The sequence below is a fragment of the Amycolatopsis methanolica 239 genome, from assembly GCF_000739085.1.
Classification (GTDB): domain Bacteria; phylum Actinomycetota; class Actinomycetes; order Mycobacteriales; family Pseudonocardiaceae; genus Amycolatopsis_E; species Amycolatopsis_E methanolica.
In genome coordinates this window covers 6,204,893-6,230,480 of sequence record NZ_CP009110.1, presented here as the reverse complement: position 1 = coordinate 6,230,480, position 25,588 = coordinate 6,204,893, and the positions used below count along the sequence as shown (strand labels likewise).

Annotated in this window: 24 protein-coding genes and 1 pseudogene; 17 read left to right on the top strand and 8 right to left on the bottom strand. The window is 67.8% G+C overall.

Annotation, left to right across the window (positions count from 1 at the left end; translation table 11 throughout):
* The first annotated feature begins 45 nt into the window (after positions 1-45).
* From AMETH_RS30220 to AMETH_RS30210, 3 genes are all read left to right on the top strand, one after another.
* Entirely contained in the window at positions 46-585 is a 540-nt protein-coding gene (locus tag AMETH_RS30220) for a cupin domain-containing protein (RefSeq protein ID WP_017984964.1), read from the top strand.
* 255 nt (positions 586-840) lie between these two features.
* Entirely contained in the window at positions 841-2,217 is a 1,377-nt protein-coding gene (locus AMETH_RS30215) for an MFS transporter (RefSeq protein WP_017984963.1), read from the top strand.
* Between the two features lie 254 nt (positions 2,218-2,471).
* Positions 2,472-3,176 (top strand): YoaK family protein, encoded by a 705-nt coding sequence (locus AMETH_RS30210; RefSeq protein WP_017984962.1) that lies wholly within the window; start codon positions 2,472-2,474, stop codon positions 3,174-3,176.
* A 397-nt stretch (positions 3,177-3,573) separates the two neighbouring features.
* Here AMETH_RS30210 and AMETH_RS30205 read toward each other — a convergent pair whose 3' ends face one another.
* Positions 3,574-3,885 (bottom strand): transposase, encoded by a 312-nt coding sequence (locus AMETH_RS30205; protein ID WP_209436826.1) that lies wholly within the window; start codon positions 3,883-3,885, stop codon positions 3,574-3,576.
* A 112-nt stretch (positions 3,886-3,997) separates the two neighbouring features.
* Positions 3,998-4,216, bottom strand: a complete 219-nt coding sequence (locus AMETH_RS42820; protein ID WP_156131880.1) for a winged helix-turn-helix transcriptional regulator — start codon at positions 4,214-4,216, stop codon at positions 3,998-4,000.
* A 249-nt stretch (positions 4,217-4,465) separates the two neighbouring features.
* Between AMETH_RS42820 and AMETH_RS30200 the strand changes: the two genes are divergently transcribed.
* From AMETH_RS30200 to AMETH_RS30185, 4 genes are all read left to right on the top strand, one after another.
* Entirely contained in the window at positions 4,466-5,575 is a 1,110-nt protein-coding gene (locus tag AMETH_RS30200) for an aromatic ring-hydroxylating oxygenase subunit alpha (protein WP_017984960.1), read from the top strand.
* Positions 5,576-5,629: 54 nt separating this feature from the next.
* Positions 5,630-6,583, top strand: coding sequence for a PDR/VanB family oxidoreductase (locus tag AMETH_RS30195; RefSeq protein ID WP_017984959.1), 954 nt, complete (start codon positions 5,630-5,632; stop codon positions 6,581-6,583).
* A 258-nt stretch (positions 6,584-6,841) separates the two neighbouring features.
* Complete coding sequence (locus AMETH_RS30190) at positions 6,842-8,332, top strand: APC family permease (RefSeq protein WP_017984958.1); 1,491 nt, start codon at positions 6,842-6,844, stop codon at positions 8,330-8,332.
* Between the two features lie 127 nt (positions 8,333-8,459).
* Entirely contained in the window at positions 8,460-10,451 is a 1,992-nt protein-coding gene (locus AMETH_RS30185; RefSeq protein ID WP_017984957.1) for an oxidoreductase, read from the top strand.
* Between the two features lie 21 nt (positions 10,452-10,472).
* Here the strand turns inward: AMETH_RS30185 and AMETH_RS30180 are convergent, their stop codons facing one another.
* A complete protein-coding gene (locus tag AMETH_RS30180; protein ID WP_017984956.1) occupies positions 10,473-11,957 on the bottom strand; it encodes a PucR family transcriptional regulator in 1,485 nt (494 codons plus the stop codon).
* Positions 11,958-12,260: 303 nt separating this feature from the next.
* Here AMETH_RS30180 and AMETH_RS30175 point away from each other — a divergent pair, with 303 nt between their 5' ends.
* The 7 genes from AMETH_RS30175 to AMETH_RS30150 all read left to right on the top strand — a co-directional run bounded on the left by AMETH_RS30175 (position 12,261) and on the right by AMETH_RS30150 (position 17,891).
* Positions 12,261-13,601, top strand: coding sequence for an aldehyde dehydrogenase family protein (locus AMETH_RS30175; RefSeq protein ID WP_017984955.1), 1,341 nt, complete (start codon positions 12,261-12,263; stop codon positions 13,599-13,601).
* Between the two features lie 126 nt (positions 13,602-13,727).
* A complete protein-coding gene (locus AMETH_RS30170) occupies positions 13,728-14,177 on the top strand; it encodes a RidA family protein (RefSeq protein ID WP_017984954.1) in 450 nt (149 codons plus the stop codon).
* A 366-nt stretch (positions 14,178-14,543) separates the two neighbouring features.
* Positions 14,544-15,056, top strand: coding sequence for a DeoR family transcriptional regulator (locus tag AMETH_RS41015; RefSeq protein WP_156131741.1), 513 nt, complete (start codon positions 14,544-14,546; stop codon positions 15,054-15,056).
* Entirely contained in the window at positions 15,044-15,376 is a 333-nt protein-coding gene (locus AMETH_RS41010; protein WP_156131740.1) for a substrate-binding domain-containing protein, read from the top strand. The genes AMETH_RS41015 and AMETH_RS41010 overlap by 13 nt, the downstream gene beginning before the upstream one ends.
* A gap of 224 nt (positions 15,377-15,600) precedes the next feature.
* Positions 15,601-16,131 carry an ABC transporter substrate-binding protein gene (locus AMETH_RS30160; protein WP_017984953.1) on the top strand — a complete coding sequence of 177 codons (531 nt, stop codon included), beginning with the start codon at positions 15,601-15,603 and terminating at the stop codon, positions 16,129-16,131.
* Positions 16,132-16,212: 81 nt separating this feature from the next.
* Positions 16,213-17,151 carry a daunorubicin resistance protein DrrA family ABC transporter ATP-binding protein gene (locus AMETH_RS30155; protein ID WP_017984952.1) on the top strand — a complete coding sequence of 313 codons (939 nt, stop codon included), beginning with the start codon at positions 16,213-16,215 and terminating at the stop codon, positions 17,149-17,151.
* Positions 17,148-17,891, top strand: coding sequence for an ABC transporter permease (locus AMETH_RS30150; protein ID WP_017984951.1), 744 nt, complete (start codon positions 17,148-17,150; stop codon positions 17,889-17,891). Before AMETH_RS30155 ends, AMETH_RS30150 begins: the two co-directional genes overlap by 4 nt.
* On the opposite strand, the gene AMETH_RS30145 is transcribed toward AMETH_RS30150, so the two are convergent.
* Positions 17,875-21,006, bottom strand: coding sequence for an ATP-binding protein (locus tag AMETH_RS30145; protein WP_017984950.1), 3,132 nt, complete (start codon positions 21,004-21,006; stop codon positions 17,875-17,877). The genes AMETH_RS30150 and AMETH_RS30145 overlap by 17 nt on opposite strands.
* A gap of 189 nt (positions 21,007-21,195) precedes the next feature.
* Here AMETH_RS30145 and AMETH_RS30140 point away from each other — a divergent pair, with 189 nt between their 5' ends.
* From AMETH_RS30140 to AMETH_RS30135, 3 genes are read left to right on the top strand one after another with little or no spacing between them, the layout of a single operon-like run.
* On the top strand, positions 21,196-21,351 hold the full coding sequence (locus tag AMETH_RS30140; RefSeq protein WP_017984949.1) for a hypothetical protein: 156 nt from the start codon (positions 21,196-21,198) through the stop codon (positions 21,349-21,351).
* Positions 21,348-21,626, top strand: coding sequence for an epoxide hydrolase N-terminal domain-containing protein (locus tag AMETH_RS41005; protein WP_223842974.1), 279 nt, complete (start codon positions 21,348-21,350; stop codon positions 21,624-21,626). Before AMETH_RS30140 ends, AMETH_RS41005 begins: the two co-directional genes overlap by 4 nt.
* Positions 21,627-21,670: 44 nt before the next feature.
* Positions 21,671-22,528: an alpha/beta fold hydrolase gene (locus tag AMETH_RS30135; protein ID WP_267283459.1), complete on the top strand. Its 858-nt coding sequence runs from the start codon at positions 21,671-21,673 to the stop codon at positions 22,526-22,528.
* Between the two features lie 239 nt (positions 22,529-22,767).
* Here the strand turns inward: AMETH_RS30135 and AMETH_RS42815 are convergent.
* The 4 genes and pseudogenes from AMETH_RS42815 to AMETH_RS30120 all read right to left on the bottom strand — a co-directional run.
* A pseudogene (locus AMETH_RS42815) lies at positions 22,768-23,013 on the bottom strand (DUF2306 domain-containing protein); the annotation flags it as partial.
* 237 nt (positions 23,014-23,250) lie between these two features.
* On the bottom strand, positions 23,251-24,696 hold the full coding sequence (locus tag AMETH_RS30130) for a PH domain-containing protein (RefSeq protein ID WP_017984947.1): 1,446 nt from the start codon (positions 24,694-24,696) through the stop codon (positions 23,251-23,253).
* Positions 24,693-25,184, bottom strand: coding sequence for a PH domain-containing protein (locus tag AMETH_RS30125; protein ID WP_223842973.1), 492 nt, complete (start codon positions 25,182-25,184; stop codon positions 24,693-24,695). Before AMETH_RS30125 ends, AMETH_RS30130 begins: the two co-directional genes overlap by 4 nt.
* A gap of 16 nt (positions 25,185-25,200) precedes the next feature.
* Complete coding sequence (locus AMETH_RS30120) at positions 25,201-25,557, bottom strand: ArsR/SmtB family transcription factor (protein ID WP_017984945.1); 357 nt, start codon at positions 25,555-25,557, stop codon at positions 25,201-25,203.
* Positions 25,558-25,588 lie beyond the last annotated feature (31 nt).

Sequence of the window (25,588 nt, the reverse complement as noted above, 5' to 3'; positions counted from 1 at the left end):
GGTTCCTGAACCGACCCCAACCCCTACACCGACCAGAGGAGAATCATGGGTAAAGCATTCCACCCGCGTCCGCCGGACGTCGAGAAGCTCTCGCTCCAGGAGATCGCCGACACCTACACCGGCCGGTTCCGGGACAAGACCGCCGACTGGGACGCCTTCGCCGACGCCCGCATCGACGGGTATCGCCGCGCACAGCACCGGTTCATCGGCGCGGGCGGCTCGGGCAAGGTCACCGACCCCACCATCATCCCGGCCCGGGCGTTCACGCTCAGCATCATGTTTGTGCCGCCGGGTCAAGGCAACGCCCCGCACACCCACGAGGTGGAGGAGGTGTTCTTCGTCCTCCAGGGCCACCTCGAGGTGTTCGTCGAGGACGAGGAGGGCAACCGGATCACCCGCACCCTCGGCCCGTGGGAGACCGTGGCGTGCCCGCCAGGGGTAATTCACGGTTACGACAACACCAGCCTGGAGCCCGTGTACTTCCAGGTCATGCTCGGCAAGGGCAACCCCGAGCTGATGGGTTATGCCGACGCGGAAATGCTCAAGAACCGCGACGCGCACCTGACGACCCAGATCACGGCCTGAGACCACCGCCCGGGCTGCTTGACCGCTCCGGCGGCCCGGGCGGCGTTCCAGCCGCGGCCGCCCCGACCACCCCGCTCCCACTCTTCGTAGGGGCGCCCCCGGTCACCTGCTGTCAACGTCGACATTCCCGCTGGCCTGCGCCTGCCCCCGTTCGCGAAGAGAAGAGACGATCATGGCTACGATATTTCCCCATCCCCCGAACGACAGGCCGACGACGTCCGGCCTCGCCGACGCAGACCGGAGGGATGAGGCCCGGTGAGCACCAAGAAGACCGCCGACGGCGCGTCGGCCGCTGAGCCGTTGACGACCGACCCGGCCACAGAGCGAATGACCCCACAGGCCAAGAGCGCTGCGAAGGGCGCCTGGTTCGGCTTGTTCGTCGACTACTTCGACATCTATCTGCCGATCGTCGCCTTGGCCCCGGCCCTGGGCTACTTCATGGCGGCCGACCTGTCCGCGACCGAGGCGACCACCTTCGGGTTCGCACTGTTCGCCGCGGCCTTCCTCGGCAGGCCGATCGGTACGTTCGTCTTTGGCCACCTCGGCGACAAGATCGGCCGCAAGCGCACCACCCTGATCGCTGCGGGCGGTGTCACCGTCACCACGTTCCTCGTGGGGGCGCTGCCCGGCTACGCTGTCGCCGGCTTCTGGGCACTGATCCTGCTGCCCTTGCTCCGGCTCGTCGGCGGCGTGTTCATGGGCGGGCAATACACCAGCGCCAACCCCCTCGCCATCGAGGGTGCGCCGCGGCGGTTGCGTGGCCAGGTCGGTGGGATCATCGCCGGCGCCTACCCGCTGGCCTACGTGGCGATCTCGCTGGTCACCTTCGCCCTGATGCGGATGCTCAACGGGAGTAACGCCACCGGCCCATATCAGCAGTGGGGCTGGCGCATCCCGTTCGTCATCGGCGGAGTGCTCTCGCTGTGCTTCTTCTTCTACTACCGCAAGGAGGTCCAGGAGTCCGCGGTGTGGGAGGAGGCCCGCAAGTCTGGACAGAAGTCCACCGGGTCGCCGCTGAAGACACTGTTCTCCGGGGAGAACCGCAAGGCTCTCATCCAGGTGTTCGTTCTGATGACCGGCCTGTGGTTCGGCATCCAGATCCTGACCTCAGCCACCCCCACCCTGCTGATCTCCTACTTCAAACTGCCCGGCCAGTCGGTCACTTGGGGTCTGCTCATCGCCAACGTCGTCCTCGCGGTCGCCTACCCGCTGTGCGGCCTGCTCGGCCAGCGCTTCGGAAGGCGGCGGATGCTCTCGATCGCCGGCGTCGGTACCGTCACGCTCTCAGCGGGCCTTTATTGGCTGATGATCAGTGTGGTCAGCGGCGGCGGATCACTGCCGCTCACCATCCTGCTCGTCGGCCTGTGCCTGGTGATCACCGTCGCACCCAACGCGATGATCGTCGCGTACCTGTGTGAACGGTTCCCGACCAACGTCCGGTCCTCGGGCTACGGCATCGGCTACACCGTGGCCGTGGTGATCCCGTCGTTCTACAGCGCGATCATGCTCCAGCTTGGGGAGGTCATGTCCTACCGGCACGTGCCGGTACTCCTCCTCGTCGTGGCCGGGGTGCTGACCTTCGTCGGCGCCCGGATGGGTCCGGAGACCAACAAGGTTTCCATGGACGACTGACCCTGCCATCCCGACGTCGCGGTCGGCGGGCGCGGCGCTGTCGCGCCCGCCGACACGCGCCAGTGGCGCGACCCGACGACGAGAAACGCCGAGACGAACCCATCGCCCGTTCTCACTCCCGGCGACCGTGAGCTCATCTCCCTCGGCGAACGGTGGTCGCACCATGGCGGCGGCCTGCCGACCGAGATCGGCCCGGATCCCCGACGCACGAACAGGAAGGAACCAGCATCAAAGCCCGCCAGCTCCAGGACCCGGTGAGCACGCAGCCGAGCGCACGTTTCGCGCTGGCCTCGATGCTGGTCCTCACCTTCTCGACCGGGATCTCCGACGCCGTCGGCTACCTCGGCCTCGACAAGGTCTTCACCGGCAACATGACCGGAAACGTCGTCATCTTGGGGATGGCCGTCGCGAGCGCCGACGATCTCCCGGTGCTCGGCCCGCTCATCGCGCTCGCCGCGTTCATGGCCGGAGCGGCGATCGGCGGCCGCGTCCTGCGCGGCGCCGGGGCCGGCTGGGTCCCCCGAGCCACCGGCCTCCTCCTCGTCGTAGCGCTGACCTTCGCGGCCGGCGCCGGGCTCGCGGTCATGCCGGTCGAGGCGGGCAGTCCGCTGGGCCACGTCCTCACCGCGATGCTAGCCGCGCCGATGGGCCTTCAGGCGTGCGTTGCCCGTCACATCGGGGTCAAGGACGTTACGACGGTGGTCGTCACCTCCACCGTCACCGGTCTGGCGGCCGACTCATGGATTGCGCGTCGAAGCGGGCAGCCCTGGGTTCGCCGGGCAGTGGCCATCGTCGCGATCGGAGCTGGTGCCGGCGTGGGCGCCCTTCTCGTGCGGATCGGCCTGTGGCCGGGCATTGCGGCATCAGCGATCATCGCGCTCGCCGTCGGTGTCAGCCCGCTGCTGCAGCGGGCGGTCAACGTACGTCGAGCTCGGCGCCGCCCACCGGAGACGAGTTGACGCTTCATGCTCTCGCCTTGCGGTCGCGCGCGACGAGGACCGCCTGACTGGCACCTGTGTCGGGTTCGTGGGGCAACGCACCGCTCGCGATCTGGAGATCGATCTCTCGGTTCCGGACGAAGCGTCCAAGGCCACGGCGACGGAGCCCCTGGTGCCGTTGTCGCGGTCACCGGCGGCGATTCGGGTCGTGGACGTGGGCCAGCTCCCCGCCCCAGAAGGAGGAACTCCTGCGATCACGGGAGATCCCGCGAAGAGCACGACATCGACCAGGTGCTGGTTCGGGAGGCGTCGTTCAGGTGGTTCTCCGACCGGTTGACGGAACGTTGGAAGTCCCGGCCGCGCGACCAGTACCGCATGCTCACCGACGCCCGTGGATCTCGCCAACATGCGCGGAGACTTATCTGGTCGTCATTCCTTTTGCGTACAACGAGAGCACGATCTGAGCTGCGTTCGTTGGCCGACGTCGCCGGTTCTTCACGATCTGGCGCTCGAACGTGCCTTCCCGGTCCCGAGGTACGTCGATCCGCACTTCGCCGGCGGCCTCCGGCAACACTGTCTTCGGCCGAGTTCCGCTCCACGCATCGTTCGAATCACGGTCGGGGCCGGCCTTATTCTTCTCGTGACCGAGGTGCTCGGTCACTTCTTCGTTCACTGCCGTTTCCGGCGCGTGCTCGGTGAACAGCTTCAGCAGGCCGTCGGGGCCGGGCAAGGCCATTCCTCGCGCTCGGTCTCGGCCACCATCGCCGCCGCGGCGGCCTGCTCCGGCGACAGCCGCGCCGGCTTCTCGTCACGCTCACGTGGACTCACAAAGGCCGCTGTCATCACTCGCAGTGCCCATCCCGCCGGTCCTGTGCGCGTGCCAGGCCGGAAACACCGATCTTGAAACAGTCCCCAGGGTCGACGTAGCCGAGAATGCGCAGTACGCCAGTGTCGCGCAGGCGCTTCACCTGGGTCCGGACAGTCCGCTCTGCCACGTTCAGCTGTCGCGCGAGGTCTCGAAATGCCTTCGCCCGTCCAGCTGGAGTTGATCCAAGAGCCAGCGGTCCAGGGCATCGAGCTGCACCTGACCCGGAGGTCGTGCTGGACGGCCATCCCGCTCAGCCCGCACCTCGCTACTCATCGTCCACATTACGCCACACAACGGTGTTGTATCGGAGTCGTGTCGCGTACAGCGTACTCAGCATGAGATACGAATTACGACTTATAAGTGGACCCGATAGATATGCGTTGCGTACTGTCACCTCCAAGTTGTCCAGCACACTCTGGAAATCAGACTGAAGGAGACAGTCATGACCTTGCTGAACGTCGCTGATCAGGCGCGGACCGGCGAACTGGTCGAGACCCTGCCGGTGTCGTGGTACACCGATCCGGCGATCCTCGATATCGAGAAGAAGCACATCTTCGCCAGGACATGGCAGTACGTGGGGCCGGTGGACTCGCTGAAGAAGAAGGGCGACTACTTCACGACGAAGGTCGTCGACACCCCGATCATCGTCACCAAGTCCGCCGACGGCATCAACGCCATCGTCAATGTATGCCGGCATCGGTTCCACGAAGTCGCTTCAGGGAGCGGCAACACCCGCCGATTCAGCTGCCCCTATCACGCGTGGAGCTATGATCTGAGCGGAAACCTCTGCGCAGCACCGCGCGAAGACATGTTCGATGGTTTCGACAAGTCGGCCTACCCGCTGAAGAAGCTTCCCGTCGCGGTGTGGTCATCGATGATTTTCGTGAGCCTGGATCACGATGTGGAGCCGTTCGACTCCTACGTCGCCCCGCTCGAAGCTGTGCTCACCGAAACCGGCGTCAACCGGAGCACTCTCAAGTTCCGCGCGCGTAAGACCTTTGAGATCCGCGGCAACTGGAAGACCGCCGTCGAGAACTTCCTCGAATGCTACCACTGCACTCCCGCTCATCCGGCCTATGCGAAAACATTCGAGGTGAACACCTCCACTGGCTACCCCTTCGAGGTGAACGGAGCCGCATGCTCCGCACGGACACTCCCCCAGGAGCGATTCCGCGAGGATCCGCAGAGCGCCCCGTACAACATGGAGGGGGACATCAAGGTAAACCAGAATGACTTCCTGTGGCCCAACTTCATGACCGTGATCTGGCCTGGCGGAAGCAACTTCGCGGCACTGTCGTTCACGCCCGTCAGCGCCGACGAAACTCTGGCCCACTACGACTACTTCATGGGAGACGAGATCGACGAGGACACGGAGCAGAAGCTGGTCAAGTTCTTCAACGAAGTCGGCGAAGAAGACCTGTCGCTGATCGAGTCGGTCCATCGCGGGATGCGCAGTGGTGAGGTCGCCACCGGCGTCCTCGTTCCGGACGAAGGCCAGGTTGCCGCCTTCCAGAAGATGATCGGTGACGTCGTCCGCCATGCTACCGCGTAACAATGGTCACGCGTTCATCGATGGAGTGCCGGCTCATCACGTTCGGTGTCTGCGGTGAGTGACACCAGGAGCGACCTCCGGCTCACTGTCGTCGGTCTGACTCAGGAAGCCGAAGGCGTCGTTTCGGTTCTCCTGGGTCGCGACGACGGTTCGCCGTTGCCGAGTTGGTCCGCCGGCGCTCATATCGAGGTCCATCTCGCGCCCGGCCTGATCCGCCATTATTCGCTGTGCGGGCCCGCAGACGCGGCCGGCCTATGGCGAATCGCGGTGCTGCGGTCCGCCAACAGCCGCGGCGGCTCGGTGTACATCCATGATCAGCTGGGCATCGGCGATGCCATCGACGTGGTGGGGCCTCGGAACCACTTCACCATGGAGGCCGGCGCCAGTCAGCTGTTCATCGCAGGTGGCATCGGGATCACGCCGATCCTCCCGATGATCGCGGCCGCGGAGGCCGCCGGATCGGATTGGCGACTGCTCTACGGAGGTCGATGTCGGGCCAGTATGGCCTTTCTCAAGGAACTGGAGTGTTACCGCGACCGGGTCACCATCGCCCCTCAGGATGAGACCGGACTGTTGGACCTTCCGGCGGCCGTGCGGGCGATGCCAGGTGATGCCCACGTCTACGTGTGCGGTCCAGAGCCGTTGATCAACGCCGCCCAGCAGGCCTGTGCCCAATTGCCGCCAGGACGACTGCGTTTCGAACGCTTCACACCGGTGTCCACGGAGTCGGCCGGTCCGAGCACGGGCTTCGAAGTCGAACTCGCGCAATCGGCCCAGACCCTGTACGTGGCACCGGAACAGTCCATCGTCGAAGTCCTCGAAGCCGCGGGCATCGACATTCCGACCTCCTGCAGAGAAGGCATTTGCGGGACCTGCGAGGTTGCCGTTCTGGACGGAACGCCCGATCACCGTGACAGTGTCCTTGATGACGCCGAGAAGGCGGCGAACGACTGCATGATGACTTGCGTCGGCAGAGCGCTCACCCCGAAGCTGGTCCTCGACCTCTAGCAGGAATCCCGGCCTGCCATCCCGGCCGACCCGGTGGATCACCAGGCCCTCTGACGGTTACGGAAGATCACTCCGCCACCACGCTGACCATGACCGATGAGTCGGTGGCCCCAGTGCGCGCGTCGCACGATCTGCGATCCCGCACGCCTCCATCCGGTCGGGTCAGCGACCGGTACTCGCTGCAAGGGATGGCCACCGTCGACCATCCGATGGCGCCTCTGTCGAACACATCCTTTGAAACATCTGTACGGAGACACCATGACCGATACACCGGATACGCTCACCCAAGTCTCGCCGACCAGCCCGACACACCCTACCGCCAAATTGTCCGGGCGGCTGAACACGCCCAAGCTCATCCTCACCGTCTTGGCGTTGGCGTCGCCACTGGCGTCGGTGTCCGGCTGGATGCCGCTGGTGATCTCGGAGGGCAACGGAGCGGGATCTCCGCTGGTCTTCGTCTTCGTGACACTGGCCTTCCTTCTCTTCTCGGTCGGGTTCACCACGATGGTCCGCAACTTCCCGCGAACGGGAGCGTTCTACGCCTACATCACCGGTGGGCTCGGTCGTCCAGCTGGTCTGGGCGCCTCCTTCATCGCCATGCTCGCCTATCTGGCGCTCTTGGTCGGCAACTACGCCTTCTTCAGCACTGCTTTCGCAACACTGCTCACGTCGTTTACGAGCGCATTGGAATTCGTTCCGTGGTGCCTCTGGGGCCTCCTTCTCTGGTCGATTGTGTCGACCCTGGGCCACTTCAACGTGGAACTGTCCGGGAAGGTGCTCAGCATCATGATGATCATCGAAGTCGTCCTCGTGATGACCTTCAACGTCGCGGTCGCCGCTACCGGCGGCCCGAACGGGTGGCAGGTCCAGTCGTTCACGCCTGGAGCATTTCTGTCCGGGTCGCTCGGTATCGGAGTCCTGTTCGCCTGCGCATGTTTCACCGGCTTCGAAGCGACGGCCATCTACCGGACCGAGGTCAAGGACCCGCAGCGCACCATTCCACGCGCCACGTACCTGGGTGTGGCCCTGATCGGCATGTTCTACGTAATGTCGTCGTGGGCGCTAGTCACTTTCTACGGTCCCGCCGATGCGGCCGGCGCCGCGACCGACAACCCCTCGGGACTGTTCGAGGCCGGGCTCCGTTTCTACACCGGAAATGTGATGGCGGAGATCATGATCTGCATGGTGGTGACCAGCATCCTGGCGTCGACGCTGTCATCGCACAATCCGTTGGCCCGTTACATCTTCGCGCTCTCACGAGACGGAGTCTTCCCCGCCCGGTTCGGGGCCGTCCACCCCAAGCACAAGTCGCCGGCGAACGCTTCCTTGCTCGTCGCGGCCGTCGGCCTGGCCATCATCCTGATCGCCTTCCTGTCCCGGGTCGACGCCATCAAGTTCTACTCGTGGATGTTCGGCATCGCGGCCTACGCGCTGTTGCTGCTCATGTCTGCGACCTGCCTGGCAGTCATCGTGTATTTCCGGCGCAATGCCCATGACGAGAGCATGTGGGCCACGACCATCGCGCCTGGACTGGGATTGCTGAGTCTGGTGTCGATGCTGTGCGTGGTCGCGGTGTACTTCCCGCTGCTCATCGGCGGCAGCACCGTTCTCGGGTCGCTCCTGCAGCTGGGAATCGCCGCTATCGCACTCTCCGGTGTCGGGCTGGCGGTGTACCTGCGTCGCGCCCGGCCGCACGCATACACTCACATCGGCGGCGAGACGCCCGAGCTCGCCGCGGATCCGGTGTAACGAACCCGGCGTCTGGTCGCACGCACTGCGTCATCGAAGCGGCACATTTCAGCGTGACAGGAGTCACGCGCTTCTCACCGTCGATCGACCTCGATCGCGTTATCCCAGCCCACGAAGGAGATCACTCATGACGACAGCACCGGCGCCTACCGACTTCCCGACGCTCTTCAGCCCACTGTCGCTGGGGTCCATGACGTTGAAGAACCGGATCTTCTCCTCGGCGCACGACACCGTGATGGTGCACGACGGACAGGTCACCGACCGTCTGATCGCCTACCACCGCGCACGCGCGGAAGGTGGTGTGGGACTGATCATCACACAAGTGGCCGGAATCCACGAATCCGCCCGTTACACCTCGCACGTACTGATGGTGACCGACGACAGCGCCATCCCGGGGTACACACGACTGGCCGATGCCGTTCATGCTCACGGATGCAAGATCATCTCGCAGATCTTCCATCCCGGGCGAGAGATCATGGAGTCGTCAGACGGTGCGCTGCCCGTCGCGCTGGCACCGTCGGCCGTCCCGAACGAGCGATTCCACGTGATGCCCCGCGCGATCGCCCAGGACGAGATCGACGAGATCGTCCGCGGCTACGCCGATGGGGCGGTTCGTCTCGCGCGCGCAGGCTTCGACGGCGTCGAGATCGTCGCCAGCCACGGCTACCTGCCCGCCCAGTTCCTCAACCCCGCCCTCAACCGGCGCACCGACGCCTACGGCGGCGATCTGACCAGCCGGATGCGGTTCCTCGGTGAGGTCGTGTCCACGGTCAGGGCTGCGGTCGGCGAGGGCTTCGTGGTCGGTGTCCGTATTTCCGCGTCGGACAATTCGTTCGACGGCGTGTCGGAGGACGAGGTGGTCGAGATCTGCCGCCGCCTCGACGCCGTCGGCGGGCTCGACTACTTCAACGTGACCCAGGGAACGTCGGCGACGTTGGCCGGCTCGACACATATCGTGCCGCCGATGAGTCACGAGGCGGCATACACCGCGCCATCGGCCGCGCGGATCCGTGCCGCCGTCTCGGTTCCGGTTCTTGTGGCAGGGCGGATCAACCAACCACACGAGGCCGAGGCGATTCTGAGCAGTGGCTCGGCGGACGCCTGCGCCATGACGCGCGCGTTGATCTGTGACCCTGAGATGCCACAGAAGTCCCAGGACCAGCGGGTCGACGACATCCGGGCCTGCATCGCCTGCAATCAGGCGTGCATCGGCCACTTCCACCTCGGTTACCCGATCTCCTGTATCCAACGACCGGAAACCGGACGAGAGCTCGACTACGGGACGTTGAAGCCTGCAGACACCAGCAGGTACGTGATTGTGGTCGGCGGTGGTCCAGCCGGGATGAAAGCGGCATCGATCGCCGCACAACGAGGTCACCGCGTTGTGCTGTACGAGGCGGGCGGGCGAGTCGGTGGACAGGTGCTACTCGCCGAGAAGCTCCCCGGCCGGTCCGAGTTCGGCGGCGCCGCGACTAATCTGGAGCATGAGCTCAAGAGATTCGGGGTGACCGTCAAGACGCGCGTCAGCGTCGATGTGGACCTGCTCGTGCAGGAGCAGCCCGATGTGGTGATCGTGGCGACCGGCGCATCACCGTACCGGCCGGACATGCTCGAGCTCGATGACGCGATGCCAGTGGTCACCGCATGGGATGTCATAACCACCAACGCCGCGGTCTTGCCGAAGGGCCACATAGTGGTCGCCGATTGGCGCTGCGACTGGGGCGGTCTCGGTGTCGCCGAGCTCATCGCGCGGAGTGGTGGACGTAAGGTCACGTTGTGCGTGAACGGCTACAGCGCGGGTGAGACCCTCCAGCAATACACCCGCAACTCGATGCTCGCGTCAGCGTTGCGCGCGCGGGTGACGATCGTGCCCAACGCCCGTCTGTACGGTGCCGATGACGACACCGTCTACCTGCAGAACACGCTGACCTCCGAGCCGGTCCTGATCGAGGATGCCTCCGGGTTGGTGCTCAACCTCGGCCATGCCCAGAACGATTCGCTCTTGGCCGAACTCCGCGCGAAGGCGGCGTTCGAAGTGCACGGTGTCGGTGATTGCCTGTCGCCCCGCACTGTCGAGGAGGCGACACTGGACGCCCTGCGCGTGGCCGCCGAGATCTGACTCGGGTGCCGGTCCTCATCCTCATACCCGGCGACTGATGCGATAGGCGACGAGCGCGCTCCAGAACGTCGAGATGTCCGCCGAGCTTTTCGTGCTCCGGCCGGTCAACGCCTCGATTTTCTTGAGCCGGTACCCGAGAGTCTGACGATGAATCACCAGCTTCTCCGCGGTGTCGGACCAACGCCGGTCGCAACTGAGGTAGGTGTCGAGGGTCTCCACCAGGCTGGACTGGTTCTCGGCGTCGTAGTCGATCAGATCACCGAGGACGGCACGTGTGGCGAAGTGAGCCTCGCTCAGCGTGCGCGGCAGGAACAGCGGCGCCGCTGAGGAGTATTCCGCGACGCCACTGCCGCTCGCCCGCGCTGCGTGGAGCGCCCACCGTGCCTGCCGCAGACAATCGGCGAGGCGAGTGATGGTCGATGTCTGCGCGGAGACCCCGATAGAGTCAATGGTCGGCCGAAGCGCCTCGATGACGGAATCGAAAGCCGCCTCGGGGAGCACCAGGTAACCCTCTTCACCGACCGACACCGTCATCTTCGGGATCGAGCGATCGCCGACGAGTGCTCGGACGAAGCGCAAGCTCTCGGCGCCGAAGCACACCACCTTCCACTGTTGGTCGGCCAATCCGATCTGCGCCAGGAGCGGCTGTGCCACATCGGACCCCATCGAGCCGTCCACGATCTGACGAAGGAGTTTCTCCTCGGCGGCGTCGAGGCGCTCCCGTTCCCGTGTGTGGCGCTCCACTTCGATGGCTACGAGGCTCTGGCTGTGGAGCAGCACGAAGGCGTCGGCGTCGACCTCTCCGGGACCTTCGGCGATCAGCATGCATTTCCGGTGGGTCGACAGCGGGAACCCGGTGGCTACCAGCGTGCCGTCCACCACCACCCGTAACCGGGTGGGTAGCCGGTCCACACGCCCGTCGACCTCCGCTGTCACCGCATTGAGGACGCTCTGGGGCAGAGTCGTGCGGCGAGCGAGAACCTCCGTCGCCATCTCGACATCGACGACATGCATTTCGATTCCGAGTTCTCGCGAGATTCGATCGAGCAGCGTGGTGTGCCTGGAAGGCGACTGAATCGCTTCGTACAGTTTGCTCAATCGCGCGATTCGCGCGATCTGATCACTCTGTGCGCCGACGGCCACCGTGCGCCCGATGGCCGAGAACGGTGTGGAGTGGCCGACCGTGAGAACCGGGAAACCGAGTTCGTCGGCTTCGGCGAACATCTCGGGGTGCAGCGGAGGTGCCTGCAGGTCATCGCCGATCGCGATCCCTGCGACTCCACGGTCGGACAGGTGCCGGATGAGCCTCCGCTGTTCCTCGGGGGAGGCCGGGATGCAGATGCCCGTGGTCATCAGCAGCTCGTCGGCGCCGACCCAGTTCCACGGATCCGCCAACTCGCACACGTGTGCCCACACGACCTTGCGATCCAGTCCCGACTCACCTGCCTGCGGCGTGGTCGAGAGCTGACGCATAACGACCAGATCGCCGACAGTCAGGTTCGACATGAGGTCACCTCCCCGTCGGCGCCGTACAGTCGCGGCGCCTCATAGTCGTCGATAGACACGAGCGAGTTTTTGATACGAGAGTAGGTGTTCACTCCGCCGTCTGCAGGTCACAGAGCGCCTCACCAGGTCGGACACAATGGTCCGCATGGACCGGACGGTAGGCAATCATACTGGGGTATGGTACGCGGCCGGTTTTCGCTACCGCAGTCATCTACCATTCCGCGCGCCGCGAAGATAGAAAGAACGCAGTGGCGTTCACTGTGATCGTCGACAGCCGACGACGGCGTCGCCCAAGGAGAAATTTTGAGCGAGTTCAGCGTGGTCGATCCGTCGAGCGGTGAGATGATCGCCAAGTTCGAAAACCCCACGGATGCCGATATCGAGGCCCAGCTCGGCGCCGCCCATGCCGCTTTCCCGGTCTGGGCTGCTCTGGATGCCGGACGGCGAGCAGAAGTCGTGGCTCGGCTCGGTGAACTGCACCTGGAACGACGGGACGAACTCGCCGCCATCATCGGCAGAGAGATGGGCAAGCCCGCAGAACAGGCCTTGGGTGAGGTCGACTTCTCGGCAGCGATCTACCGATACTACGCCGACAACGCCGAACAGTTCCTGGCCGACGAACCGATCGACCTGCTCGACGGCGCCGCCGGTTCAGCCGTGGTCCACCGAGAGGCTCTCGGCGTGGTCATGGGCATCATGCCATGGAACTACCCGTACTATCAGGTAGCCCGATTCGCCGCACCCAACCTCGCGCTGGGCAACGCAGTCATCCTGAAACCCGCACCGCAGTGCCCGGAGTCAGCACTGGCGATCCAGGAGATGGTGACCGAGGCGGGAGCCACGCCCGGCGCTTACTCCACCGTCCTCGCCACCAACGACCAGGCGCTCGGAATCGTCGCCGACCCGCGGGTCGTCGGCGTATCGCTGACCGGGTCGGAGCGGGCCGGCGCTGCCGTCGCCGAAGTCGCGGGACGGAACCTGAAGAAGGTCGTGCTCGAACTCGGCGGGTCGGACCCGTTCATCCTTCTGGGGACCGACGATCTCGACGCGACGGTCGACGCAGCGGTGGCGGCACGTCTCGAGAACGCTGGCCAGGCATGCAATGCCGCTAAACGGTTCATCGTCGTCGATGAACTGTACGACTCGTTCCTGACCAAGTTCACGGACAAGTTGCTGGCCGCGGAGGTGGCACCACTGTCCTCCGAAGCCGCTGCGCGCCGCCTCGCGGCGCAGGTGCGACAGGCTGTCGACGATGGTGCCGAACTCACCTGTCGCGGCCGTCGTGATGGAGCCTACCACCCGCCCGCCATCCTGACCGACATCCCGTCGTCGTCCTTGGCCTATCGCGAGGAGTTCTTCGGCCCGGTCGCCGCCGTCCACCGGGTCGATTCCGAGGACGCTGCCGTTGTGCTGGCCAACGATACCCCCTTCGGTCTCGGCTCGTACGTCTACACCCGCGACCCCGAACAGGGCCGACGCGTCGCTCGCCGCCTCGACGCCGGGATGGTCTTCATCAATGCGGCGGGTACCGAAGGCGCCGAACTACCTTTCGGCGGCATCAAACGTTCGGGCTTCGGCCGGGAGTTGGGGCGGTACGGCATCGACGAGTTCGTGAACAAGAAGATGGTTCGCGAGATCTGGTGACCGCCAGCCGATCGGCCGGTCGCATCATGTGCGTCCAACACGGCTTGGCCCCTGGCCGACGGTGGAGCCTTGCCAGCCCCCTGAGTTCCCCTGCACAACCATCGACATACCGCCCAAGGAGATCCGATGCCCCCAGCTGACGCGTCCGTCGTCATCCCCCCGGCCCCGTGCCCGTGGGCGGACGGGGCCGAGTACAGCCAGTCGTTGCGGGTCGGCGAGTTCGTGTTCGTCTCGGGGCAAGGCGGCTTCGACCAGTCCGGGACCGTGGTCGTGGGTGGGATGGCTGCCCAGACGCGCCAGGTGCTGGACAACCTGTCCGTGATCCTCGCACAACATGGACTATCACTCGCTTCCGTGATCCGGCTGGGTGTCCACATCGCCGATCCCGCGGACTACGTCGTGTTCCAGAGCGTCCGCCGGGAGTACTTCTCGCCGCCATGGCCGGTATCGACCGCCGTGTGCTCGGGGCTGTTGGTGGAGGGCATGCGGATCGAGATCGATGCCGTCGCCTCCGTCACGGCGGCTCGGCATGGGACCGCGGGCACGGAGGATCCGACTGCGGCGGGCGGGGCGTGACGCCTCAGGTGGTCGCGATCGCGCTGCTGGTGTAGATGATCTCGCGGACCTCCGGGGTGGGGCCGGAGGAGGGGAACGCGTCGAGCTCGAAGGCGGGCGGCCTCGGCGGAGGGCGCGGTGTAGATCGGTTTGAGCGCGGCGGCGATCTTCCTGTGTTCGGTGTAGGACACGACGGCGCGTTTTATCCTGGGCCGCGATCGCTCTGGCTATTCAGCCGCTCTGCCGTCATCCGGGACTGGGCCACCAGCCTTGACGTGCCTGGACGACCCTGGCGGATCGCTTCCCGGCCCTGCCTTGACGCTCTGTGATTGATCGCTATCCGCTGTCGAAACGGTCAAACGAACAGGTAGAGTATGCGAGAGCTGGGTGGGGACCGTCGCCGGAGGATTCTGGCGGCCGTCGTCACGCGGGGAGGCACGGCTCACCGACCTTGCCGCCGAACTCGAGGTCTCCGTGGTCACGGTGCGCCGCGACGTCGAAGAACTCGCGCGCGAGGGCAAGGTCCGGCGCGGGCACGGGGTGGCGAAGTCGCTGGTCCGGCCCAAGGCGGCGCGGCCGATACGTGAGGCGGACGGCGGCGCGGTCGCACTCGTGATCCCGGAGCGGCACGCGTACCTGAACGAGGCCGTGCACGGCGCGAGGTCCGTGCTCGAGGAGTCCGGGATGCGGGTGGTCCTGCACATCGCACCCAGGGTCGAGGGCAGTGCCGAGCATGCGATCGTCGAACGTGTGCTGACGGACGACGTTCGCGGCTTGCTGATCGCACCCCGCTGGCGGACGGCCGAGGCAGGAAGAGGCGGGCTACGGCTGGATCGCCGACATGCCGGTGCCCACCGTGGTGATGGAACGCCGGCCCCGATCAGGACATGCCACCGCTGACCGAGACGGAGCTCGCGGACCTCGTCGGCGGGCGCGGCTTCACCGGCGCCGTCCTGCATGGTGACGTTGACGCGCTGATGCTGGTCGAGCGGCTGGCCGAGGCCGGATTCCAGGTGCCGCGTGACTGCTCGGTGGTGGTTTACGACGACGTCGTCGCGGCACTCGGCAGCACACCGCTCACCGCCATCGCACCCCCGAAGGCCGAGGTGGGGCGCGTGGCGGCCGAGCAGTTGCTGCGCAGGATGGCTGGTGGAGGCCCTCCGCGGCGCGTCCAGCTGATGCCGGAACTGAAGATCAGCGGCTCGACCAGAGCCATCTGATCGTTTGACCGTGTTAAGCGAAACTATCGACCGTAAAACGCTCAGGTGATCTGAATGCGATATCCGAATCGCAGGAGGCATCGATGCCTGGTCGACCGAGCCGACGGTCTGTTCTCGCCGCGAGTCTGGCCATCCCACTGGGAACGGCGCTCGGCGCCTGCACGTCGACAACAGCGCCCAAGACGGCTCCGGGAGGGCCGGTCAGCATCGTCTTCTGGTCCGCGTTGCGAGGCAGCCAGCAGGTCGTCGACGCGTTCAACAAGTCACAGAACCGGATCCGGGTGGCCTTCCAACAGATCCCGTCCGGCGACTTCGGCGGCTACGCGAAGCTGAGCAACGCGGCCCGCGCGGGCAATTCGCCCGACGTCGCCACGATCGAGTACCCGCAGGTTCCCGGGTACGCGATCGACGGCGTGGCAAGGGACATCACCGACCTCGTCAGCGATTCCGTACGCGCGAAACTCCTGCCGCAGGCACTGGACCTGGCCACGTTCGCCGGCCGGGTCTACACCGTCCCGCTCGATATCGAGCCGATGGTCCTGCACTACCGCACGGACCTGTTCGACAAGTTCGGCTTCGCGGTCCCGCGGACTTGGGACGGCTACGCCGAAGTGAGCCGCAAGGTCCGCGAGAAGCTGTTCTCCGGCGACTCGCCGTTCGCCGTGCTGGTCCTCGACCTGACCCCGGCGGGCGTCCGGGTGTGCGGCATCTACTCGGTGACCAACCCGGACAAGCTCACCAGGATTCCGCGGTAGGAGAGTGCCCGCCCGCCGTGTCAGCGGGCGTGTCAGCGCGGTGACCGGTCCGTGTCAGGGCAGCCGCCGAAAGTGGTCGTCATGACAGAGGCGATCACGGCTTCCGGGCTCCGGAAGTCCTACCAAGACAAAGTCGTGCTCGACGGGATCGATCTCAGCGTTCCGGCGGGCACCATCTTCTCCCTGCTCGGGCCCAACGGCGCCGGCAAGACCACGACCGTCAACGTGCTGACCACGCTGATCAAGGCCGACGGCGGCACCGTCCGCGTCGCCGGGCACGACATCGCCACCGAGGCCAAGGCGGTGCGCGCGGCCATCGGAGTGACCGGTCAGTTCGCGGCCGTCGACGAACTCCTCACCGGCCAGGAGAACCTGCAGCTGATGGTGGACCTGAACCGGGTCCCCGCCAAGCACGGCAAGCGCGTCGTCGACGAGCTGCTCGACCGGTTCGACCTGACCGGCGCGGCCCAGAAACCCGCGTCGACCTACTCCGGCGGCATGCGCCGGAAGCTCGACCTGGCGATGACGCTCGTCGGCAACCCGCGGATCATCTTCCTCGACGAGCCGACGACCGGTCTGGACCCGCGCAGCCGCCGCACGATGTGGGACATCATCCGCGGCCTGGTGGCCGACGGCGTGACCATCTTCCTCACCACCCAGTACCTGGAGGAAGCCGACCAGCTGGCCACCCGCGTCGCGGTGCTGGACAAGGGCCGCCTGGTCGCGCAGGGCACCCCCGACGAACTCAAGCGCCAGATCCCCGGCACCCACGTGCGGCTCCGGTTCGCCACGGCGACCGAACTCGACTCGGCCGCCCGGATCCTGCCCGACGCCACCCGCGACGACGACGCCCTGACCCTGCGCGTGCCCAGCGACGGCGGCACGAAGTCGTTGCGCGCCCTGCTCGACCGGCTCGACGAGCACTCGCTCAGCGCCGAAACCTTCACCGTCCACACACCCGACCTCGATGACGTCTTCCTCGCCCTCACGGGCCACACCACGGAGGTGGTCGCGAAATGAACAACCAGTCGCTCGTGATGCTGCGCCGCAACTTCAAGCACATCGCGCGGAACCCGGTCACCGTCTTCAACGCGGTCCTGATGCCGATCGTGGTCATGGTGATGTTCGTGTACATGCTCGGCGACGCGTTCAGCGTCGGTGTCGACTACGTCGACTACGCCACACCGGGCCTGATGCTCCTGGCCGTCTGTTATGGACTCGGCGGCGTCGCGACCGCGGTGAGCTCCGACATGACCAAGGGCATCATCAACCGGTTCAAGGTCATGGACGTCTCCCGCAGCGCGGTGCTGAACGGGCACGTCATCGCCAGCGTGCTGACCAACCTGCTCGCCATCGCGGCGCTCGTCGGCGTGGCGTTCCTGCTTGGGTTCAGCCCGTCCGCGGACTTCCTCGACTGGCTCGGCGTGCTCGGTGTGGTCGTGCTGCTCGGTCTCGCGACCGGCTGGCTGACCGTGGCGCTGGGACTGGCGGCCAAGTCGGTGGAGACGGCGGGGATGGCGGCGGTGCCGCTGGTCATGCTCCCGTTCTTCAGCAGCGCGATCGTCCCCGCCGACAAGATGGGGCCGGGACTGCGCGAGTTCGCGGAGTACCAGCCGTTCACGCCGGTCATCGAAACCCTGCGCGGCCTGCTCAACGGCTCGCCTGGCACCGGTGACCTGATCGCCGCCCTCGCCTGGTGCGCCGGGATCGCGCTCGTCGGCCACCTGTGGGCGTCCGCCACGTTCAAGAAGCGAGCGTAACCGCGATCAGCTCGCGCCAGCTCGCCTCCCGCCCCTCCTGAGCCGCCTCGGTGAACCGCGTATCACCGAGGCGGTTCCACGTTTCCTGCTCGATCCGCTGCGCGTCCGGCTGCAAGCGGTCCGGCAGGCCGCGCAGCGCGTCGCTCGCCGCGAGCAACCGGACGGCCTGCTCGGGCTTTCCGCCGCGCAGCGCCAGGTCCGCGGCACCGACCAGCGTCTGGGCGATCATGAGCGGATGCCCGGCCTCGGCCGCCGCTTCGACGGCCGCCGCGCGGTGTTCCCTGGCCTCGTCGAGGTCCTCGGCGAGGTAGCCGAGGAGGTCGTGCTTCATCACGCGGACGGGAGCCCGTCCCGCGTTGTCGCTCAGCATCTCCGTCGCGGTGGCGAGTTCCCGGCGTGCGTGCTCGGTGTCGCCGCGCCAGCGCGCGAGGTCCGCTTTCGCCAGGGCCAGCTCGGCCAGCGCTTCCGGCCACGCGATCCGGTCCGCGTACCGCTGCGCCTCGGCCATCGCGGACGTGCTGCGCTCCGCCTCGCCGAGCACCCAGTACAGCTGGGCTTGCCGCGACCGCATCCGCACGACGTCTTCGACGGCGCCGACCTCCGTGACGACCGCGATCGCCTGCTCGTAGTGCTCGCAGGCGCGGGTGAACTCGCCGCGCGTGGCGATCCGCTCCGCGAGCTCGGTCAGGGCAAACGAAATCCCCCAGCGTTCACCGATCGCGCGGAACTCGGTGAGCGCCGCCTCCAGGTAGGTGTCGGCCTCCCAGCCGCCGTGGCCGAGCTGCACCCGCATCTTCCCGAGTTGCAGCCGGGCCAGCGCACGCACCCACGGGTCCTCGTCGGTGATCTGGGGCTCGAACGCGGTCAGCATTCCGTCGGGCCCCGCCAGGAGGCGTTCCATCGCGCCGGCGAACCGCAGCGACGGCGGCGGGTTCGGCACGCGCTGGCTGATCTCGTACGCCTTGTGGATCCATTCCACCGCGTCGAACTGGTCGCTGCCGCGCCCGGAGGTCATGAACCCCGACACGAACGCGTACACCACGCCGCGGGTGTCGTCCGCCACCTCGCCCGGCAACGTGGCGGCCGCGAGGATCAGCTCATTGCCCTCCGCCTTGTGCCCGGCGAGCCACCAGTACCAGCCCGCGGCCGCGGCGAGCCGCATCGCGCCCGCCGCTTCGCCTGCCGCGATCGCGCCACGCATCGCCGCGGCGATGTTGTCGTGCTCGGCCTTGAGCACGCCGAGCCATTCCAGCTGCTCGGCGCGCAGGAGGTGCGGCTCCGCGGTTTCCGCGAGTTCGGTGAAGTACGCGAGGTGCGCGCGGCGCGTCGCCTCGGATTCGCCCGCTTCAGCGAGCCGCTCGTCGGCGTACTCCTTGATGGTGCCGAGCATCCGGTAGCGCGGGGCGCTGTCGCCTTCGGTGACCACCAGCGACTTCTCGGTCAGCGCGGTCAGCAGCTCCAGCACCTCCCACGATTCGATCTCGTCGGTGGCGCAGACGCGCTCGGCCGCTTCCAGGCTCGCGCCGCCGGAGAACACCGAGAGCCGGCACAGCACGGTCCGTTCCGCGTCGCTCAGCAGCTCCCAGCTCCAGTCGATGAGCGCGCGCAGCGTCCGCTGCCGGGGCAGCGCGGTGCGGCTGCCGCCGGTCAGCAGGCGGAAACGGTCGTCGAGGCGGTTGGCGAGCTGGTCGAGCGACATGGTGCGCAAGCGGGCCGCGGCGAGTTCGATGGCCAGCGGGATTCCATCCACCGCCCGGCAGATGCGTGCCATGGCCGACAACGTCTGGGCGTCGGTGCCGAGGTCCTTGCGCACCGCGGCGGCCCGGTCGCGCAGCAGCTGGACGGCCGGGGCGGCTTCGATCTTGCCGAGGTCGGCGTCGTCCGCGGGCAGCGCCAGCGGCGCGACCGGCCACAGCGCCTCACCGGTGATGCCGAGGGGTTCGCGACTCGTGGCGAGAATCCGCAGCCGGCGGCACTCGCCGAGCACCCGGTGGGCGAACTCCGCGGCGGACTCGACCACGTGCTCACAGTTGTCCAGGACCAGCAGCACCGTCCGCTCGCGGAGGGCGGCGATCACCCGGTCCGCCGGGTCCGCGTCCGGCGCGTCGCCGAGCAGCGCGTCCCGCAGTTTCAGCGCGGCCAGCGCCGCCTGCGCGACGTCGCCGTCCGCGCCGAGCGGGGCGAGCTCGACCAGCCAGGTCCCGTCAGGGAAATCGCCGAGCAGCGTGCGCGCGGTTTCCGTGGCCAGGCGGGTCTTCCCCGCGCCACCAGGGCCGATCAGCGTGGTGAGCCGGTGTTCGCCAATGAGGTCGCGGGCCGCGGTGACCTCGGCGTCCTTGCCGACGAAGCTGGTCAGCTCGGCGCGCAGGTTGGTCTTTTGCTTCTCCGTCGGCCGCTCCACCTCGCCCCGCAACAGCGCGACGTGCAACGCGGACAGCTCCGGCGAGGGGTCGACGCCCAGCTCGTCGGCCAGGGTTTCCCTGGTGCGCTCATAGACGAGCAGCGCGTCGGTGTCGCGGCCGGTCGCGACCAGGGCGCGCATCAACGCGGTGACCAGCCGTTCCCGCACCGGGTGCGCGGCCACCAGATCAGTCAGTTCGGTGACCAGGCCGGCGCCGTGGCCGAGGCTGATCTCCGCGTCGAACCGGTCTTCCAGCGCGGTCAGGCGCAGCCCCTCGAGCCGGGTGACCGCGGCGTCGAAGGCGCCGCTGTCGGTCAGGCCGACGTCCTGCACGGCGGGGCCGCGCCACAACGCGAGGGCCTCGCGCAGCCGCTGCGGATCTTCGTCCTCGCGAGCTTTGCCGACGAGGCGCTCGAACTTGACCGCGTCCACGGCGTCGGGCTCGATCCGCAGCCGGTAGCCGTCCGTCTGCCCCTCGACCGACCCGGCAGGCAGGACCTTGCGCAGCCGGGAAACCAGGCGCTGCAGGGCGTTCACCGCGTCCGACGGCGACTGTTCGCCCCAGATCCAGTCGATGAGCGCCGCCTTCGGGACGACGCGGCCCGGCTGCAGCGCGAGGGCGATCAGCAGCCCGCGCAGCCGGGCGCCCGGCACGTCGGCGAAGCCGCCGTCGTCCGTGCGAACTTCGAATGGACCTAGCATTCCGACCTGCACCCGGCCGATTCTGCCAGTCGATCGACCCGGGGTTCGGCGATTGGCGGATTTGGTGTTGGCTGGGACCGTGACTCGGCGGGGAACCGCGACGCTGCGCCCGGGCGGGCGCCCAACGCGAGAGGCGTGGCGGTGCCCACTGTCGGACCGATCCGGCTTGAACGAACTGGCGACTCCCACCGCACGCCGCGGGTGAGGGCCGACGGCGCGGCGATCGTCGAGGGGCGGCGGGCCGAGCGGATCAGGCACCTGGAGCGGCTCGCCGGTCAGCTGCCGCGTGCGGAGCGGGCCGCGATCGCCGCTGCCCTGCCCGCCCTCCTGCACCTCGTGGAACTGGGGGAACAGTGAAACCGACGCCCATCCACGTGCCCGACGAGGTGGTCGACGATCTCCGGCGGCGGCTGGAGCTGACCCGATGGCCGGACGACCTCGGCAACGAGGACTCCGCCTACGGCGTGAACCGCGCGCTGCTCCAGGAACTCGTCGAGCACTGGCGGTCCGGTTACGACTGGCGGGCGGCCGAGGCGGCGATGAATGCCTACGACCACTACCGCGTCGAGGTCGGCGGCGTGCCCGTGCACTTCATGCGCAAGCCGGGAACCGGCCCGGCCCCGACCCGCTGATCCTGCCGCACGGCTGGCCGTGGACGTTCTGGCACTGGTCGAAGGTGGTCGACGCGCTCGCCGAACCCGACGGGGAGTCGTTCGACGTGATCGTGCCGTCCCTGCCCGGCTTCGGGTTCTCGTCGCCGCTGCCGCGCGCGGACCTGAACTACTGGAAGATGGCCGACATCTTCCACGAGCTGATGACCGGGGTGCTCGGTTTCGGCAAGTACGCCGTCGGCGGGTGCGACGTGGGCGCGCTGATCGCCGGGCAACTCGGGCACAAGCACGCGGATTCGCTCTACGGCATCCACATCGGATCCGGGCAGAAGCTGAGCATGTTCAACGGCGAGCGCGCGTGGGACGTCACCGGCGGGCAGCCGATCCCGCCCGGGCTGCCCGCCGACGCGCACGCGCGGGTGCTGGAGCTGGAGCGGCGGTTCGCGGTGCACCTCACCGCGCACGTGCTGGAGCCGAGCACGCTGTCGTTCGGACTGACGGACTCGCCTGCCGGGATGCTTGCGTGGATCCTGCAGCGGTGGCTCAAGTGGAGCTCGCCGGAGACCGCGTACCGCAAGGACGACCTGCTCACCCACGCGACGATCTACTGGGTGACGAACACGATCGGCACGTCGATCCGCACGTACGCCAACAACAACCGCTACCCGTGGACGCCGTCGCACGACCGGCAGCCGGTGGTGGAGGCGCCGACCGGGCTCACCCTCGTGAACCACGAGAACCCGCCGGGCGTGTCGACGCCCGGCGAGCGGGTGCGGTACTTCGTGGCGAGCGAGCGGGGCGGTTGGTACAACCTGGTCAACGTGCGCGCGCACGAGCGCGGCGGGCACTCCATCCCGTGGGAGATCCCGGCGGAGTGGGTCGCGGACCTGCGCCTCACGTTCCGGCTGGCACGGGAGAGCTGAGCGTCGCGCGGCGGGTCTTGCGGCGGTGCCGCGTGTGCTGCAGCCACCACTCCGCGACCAGCAGGTTCACCAGCCAGCTCATTCAGGTGCCGACGCCGATCGCCTGCTGGAGAGCCACCACGTCGGACGGGTCGGCCACGCACACCGTCGTCCACAGGCGGTTCACCACGATCGAGAAGCACAGCGCGAAGCTGCGCACCATCCACTCGCGGTGCTGCGCGTACCGGCGCCGGCCGGGCCATCACGTAACCTGTCACCGTCGTGCCCAGCCACAGCAGGGCCAGCATCGTGTTCGCCGCGCGCTGGTTCAGCCCGGCCGCTCCCAGCGGCGCCACGACGAGCGCCACGAGGCCGGCCGGGATGGCCGCGAAGACATAGATCCGGCCGCTCCACCGGTGCACCTCGGGGTGCCTGTGCCGCAGCCACGGCCACAGTTGCAGCACGGCGGTCACCAACACCGCCGTGCCCAGGAAGATGTGCGTCACCAGCAGCGGGTAGTGGAACCACGTGTCGGACCGGCTCGGCACGCGGGGCCGCGCCGGGTCGAGCCCGAGGTAGGGCGGCAGCGCGTAGGCGAGGAAGGCACAGTGACGAGCCCGAGCCCGAGCCCGAGTCCGACGAGCGGCGGGCGGATCCGCGTCGAAGCAGTCATGCCACGAGTTTTCGCCCACGCGGCAACGAGATCACTGCGGCCCATCGGCCGATCACCGGTCGGGTTGTCCCTACCGCCGGACCAGGAACGGCTCCAGCAGACCGGGTTCCGCGGCGTCGGCGAGCGCGATGGCTTCCGCGGCCGGAACGTCGACGCCGGTGTAGTGCTGACGGCCGGCCGCCGTGGTCGCCGTCAGCGAGATCAGGCCCGCCCGACGCTGGAAGAACGACCGGTGGAACACCCAGCCGATCACGCCCTCGGTCGCGAGCACCTGCCGCCGCCGCACCAGGCTGCCCTGCCGGAACACCAGGTTGCCGCCGATCAGCGCGTGCCCCAGGTTGCGGTAGCGGTCCTCGGCCAGCAACGCGCCGACCGGGAACAGCGCCAGCGCGACCTGCCACAGCCAGGCAGGCCAGTCCGCGAACCACCACAGCAGCGCGCACAGCCCGGTCACGGCCGCCGCGAACAGGAACGCCCGCGTGTGCCGTCGCAGGTGGGCGCGCGGGCCGTGCTGGACCAGTTCGGCCGTGGCGACCGCCGGATCCTCCAGGACGTCGCCGGCCACGCGGTGCGCCACCGCGCGCGGGGCGGGCGGCAGCAGCACGGAACCGCTGTGCTCGCCACGCAACCCGGTGGTGATCGCCGAGCAGCGCGCCCCGCGGGCAGCGCGCAGCAGCAGCGGTTCGCTGATCTCGGCTCCGCGCAGGCGGCGCAGTTCGATCGTGGTCTGGCGGGTGGTCAGCAGACCGCGTGTCACGCGCAGCGTGCCTTCGCCCCGGGCGAGCCGGAAGTTCCAGAACGCCAGCACGTACGCGATCACCGACAGCACCGACACCAGCACGACGGTCAGCACCAGCAGCACGATCACGATGACCCACACCGGCGTCGAGGCGATCCGGCCGACGAGCGACTGCAGCGTCCCGAAGTCGTCCTCGTCGATGCGCACCTCGTTGAACAGGTTGGCCAGCGACCCGACGACCACACCGATCGCGGCGATGCCGGACAGCGTGAACGGCCCGAACCGCACCCACGCCGGCCGCAGCTCGGCCAGCACGTCCACCAGGCCCTCGGTCTGCTCGGTGCGGCGGTGCAGCAGCTCTTCACGCAACCGCGCGGCATCTGCCGTCGCCAGCGAGTCCAGCGTGACGCCCGTCGCGCCCTGCCAGTCGCCGCGGCCGGTGCCGATCACGACCCGGCTCAGCCCGAGGAGCCGTTGCAGCGGACGGGAAGTCAGGTCGACCGTGCGGATCCGGTCGCGCGGCACGGACAGCTCCTTGCGGCTGACCAGGCCGCGCCGCACGCGCACGTGCTCGGCGGTGATCTGGTAGGTCGTGGTGAACCAGCGCAGCAGCCCGGCCCCGATCGCGAGCCCGAGTCCGACGAGGCTCCAGATCTGCCCCTGGCCGCCGCGGCCGATGAACAGGACGCCGATCAGCACCGGCAGCAGCCGCACGACCTCCTGCACCGGGTGGACCGCGAGCATGCGCGCACTGAGCCGCTGCCAGTCCTCGCTCACGTCGCGTCCCCTGGCGTGGCTTGCGTCTGCGTCGCGAGCTCCTGGGTGAGGCGCTGCGCCACCTCGATGTCGAGGCCGTGGATCTGGACCGGTCCGCGCGCCGACGCCGTGGTGACGGTCAGGTTCGCCAGCCCGAACAACCGCTCCAGCGGACCGCGTTCGGTGTCGACGGTCTGGATCCGGGACACCGGCGCGATGCGGCGCTCCTGGTTGATCCAGCCGGACTGCGTGTAGACGACCTGGGGTGTGGTCTCCCAGCGGTGCACGCGGAAGCGCCACTGCGGCATGACGGCGAGGTGCGCTATCGCGACCACCGCGGTCACGACGAGCGCGACGACCAGCGGGGACCAGCCGGTCAGCCCCAGCCACACGCCCTCGCCGGCGAGCACGACGACCCAGCCGATCGCCGCGCGCGTGGCCCAGAACAGCACGGCTTTGCGGCTGACCAGGTTCGCGGGCGGCCGCAGATCCACCACGGAATTCGTCACGCCACCACTTTGCCAGTCAGGCCGTAGTGCTGTCCGGAACCCCGAGCCGGAGGTGCTCGATGTGGTACACGGCTTCGTCGAGCAGCTGGGCGACGTGGTTGTCGTAGAGGCTGTAGACGATGCTGCGGCCCGTGCGCTGCCCGGTGACCAGGCCGAGGTTGCGCAGCAGCCGGAGCTGGTGGCTGACCGCGGACTGTTCCATGCCGACCGCCTCGGCCAGCTCGCCGACCGCGCACGGCCCCTGCCGCAGCCGGGAGAGCATCAGCAGGCGGCTGGGGGTGGCCAGAGCCTGCAGGGTCGCGGCGACGGTCGCCGCGCTCTGCGCGTCCAGCGACGCCGCCCGCCTGTCCTTGCTGTCGACTCCGTGACCCACGAGACGATTCTAGTCGAAGAACACATGTAGA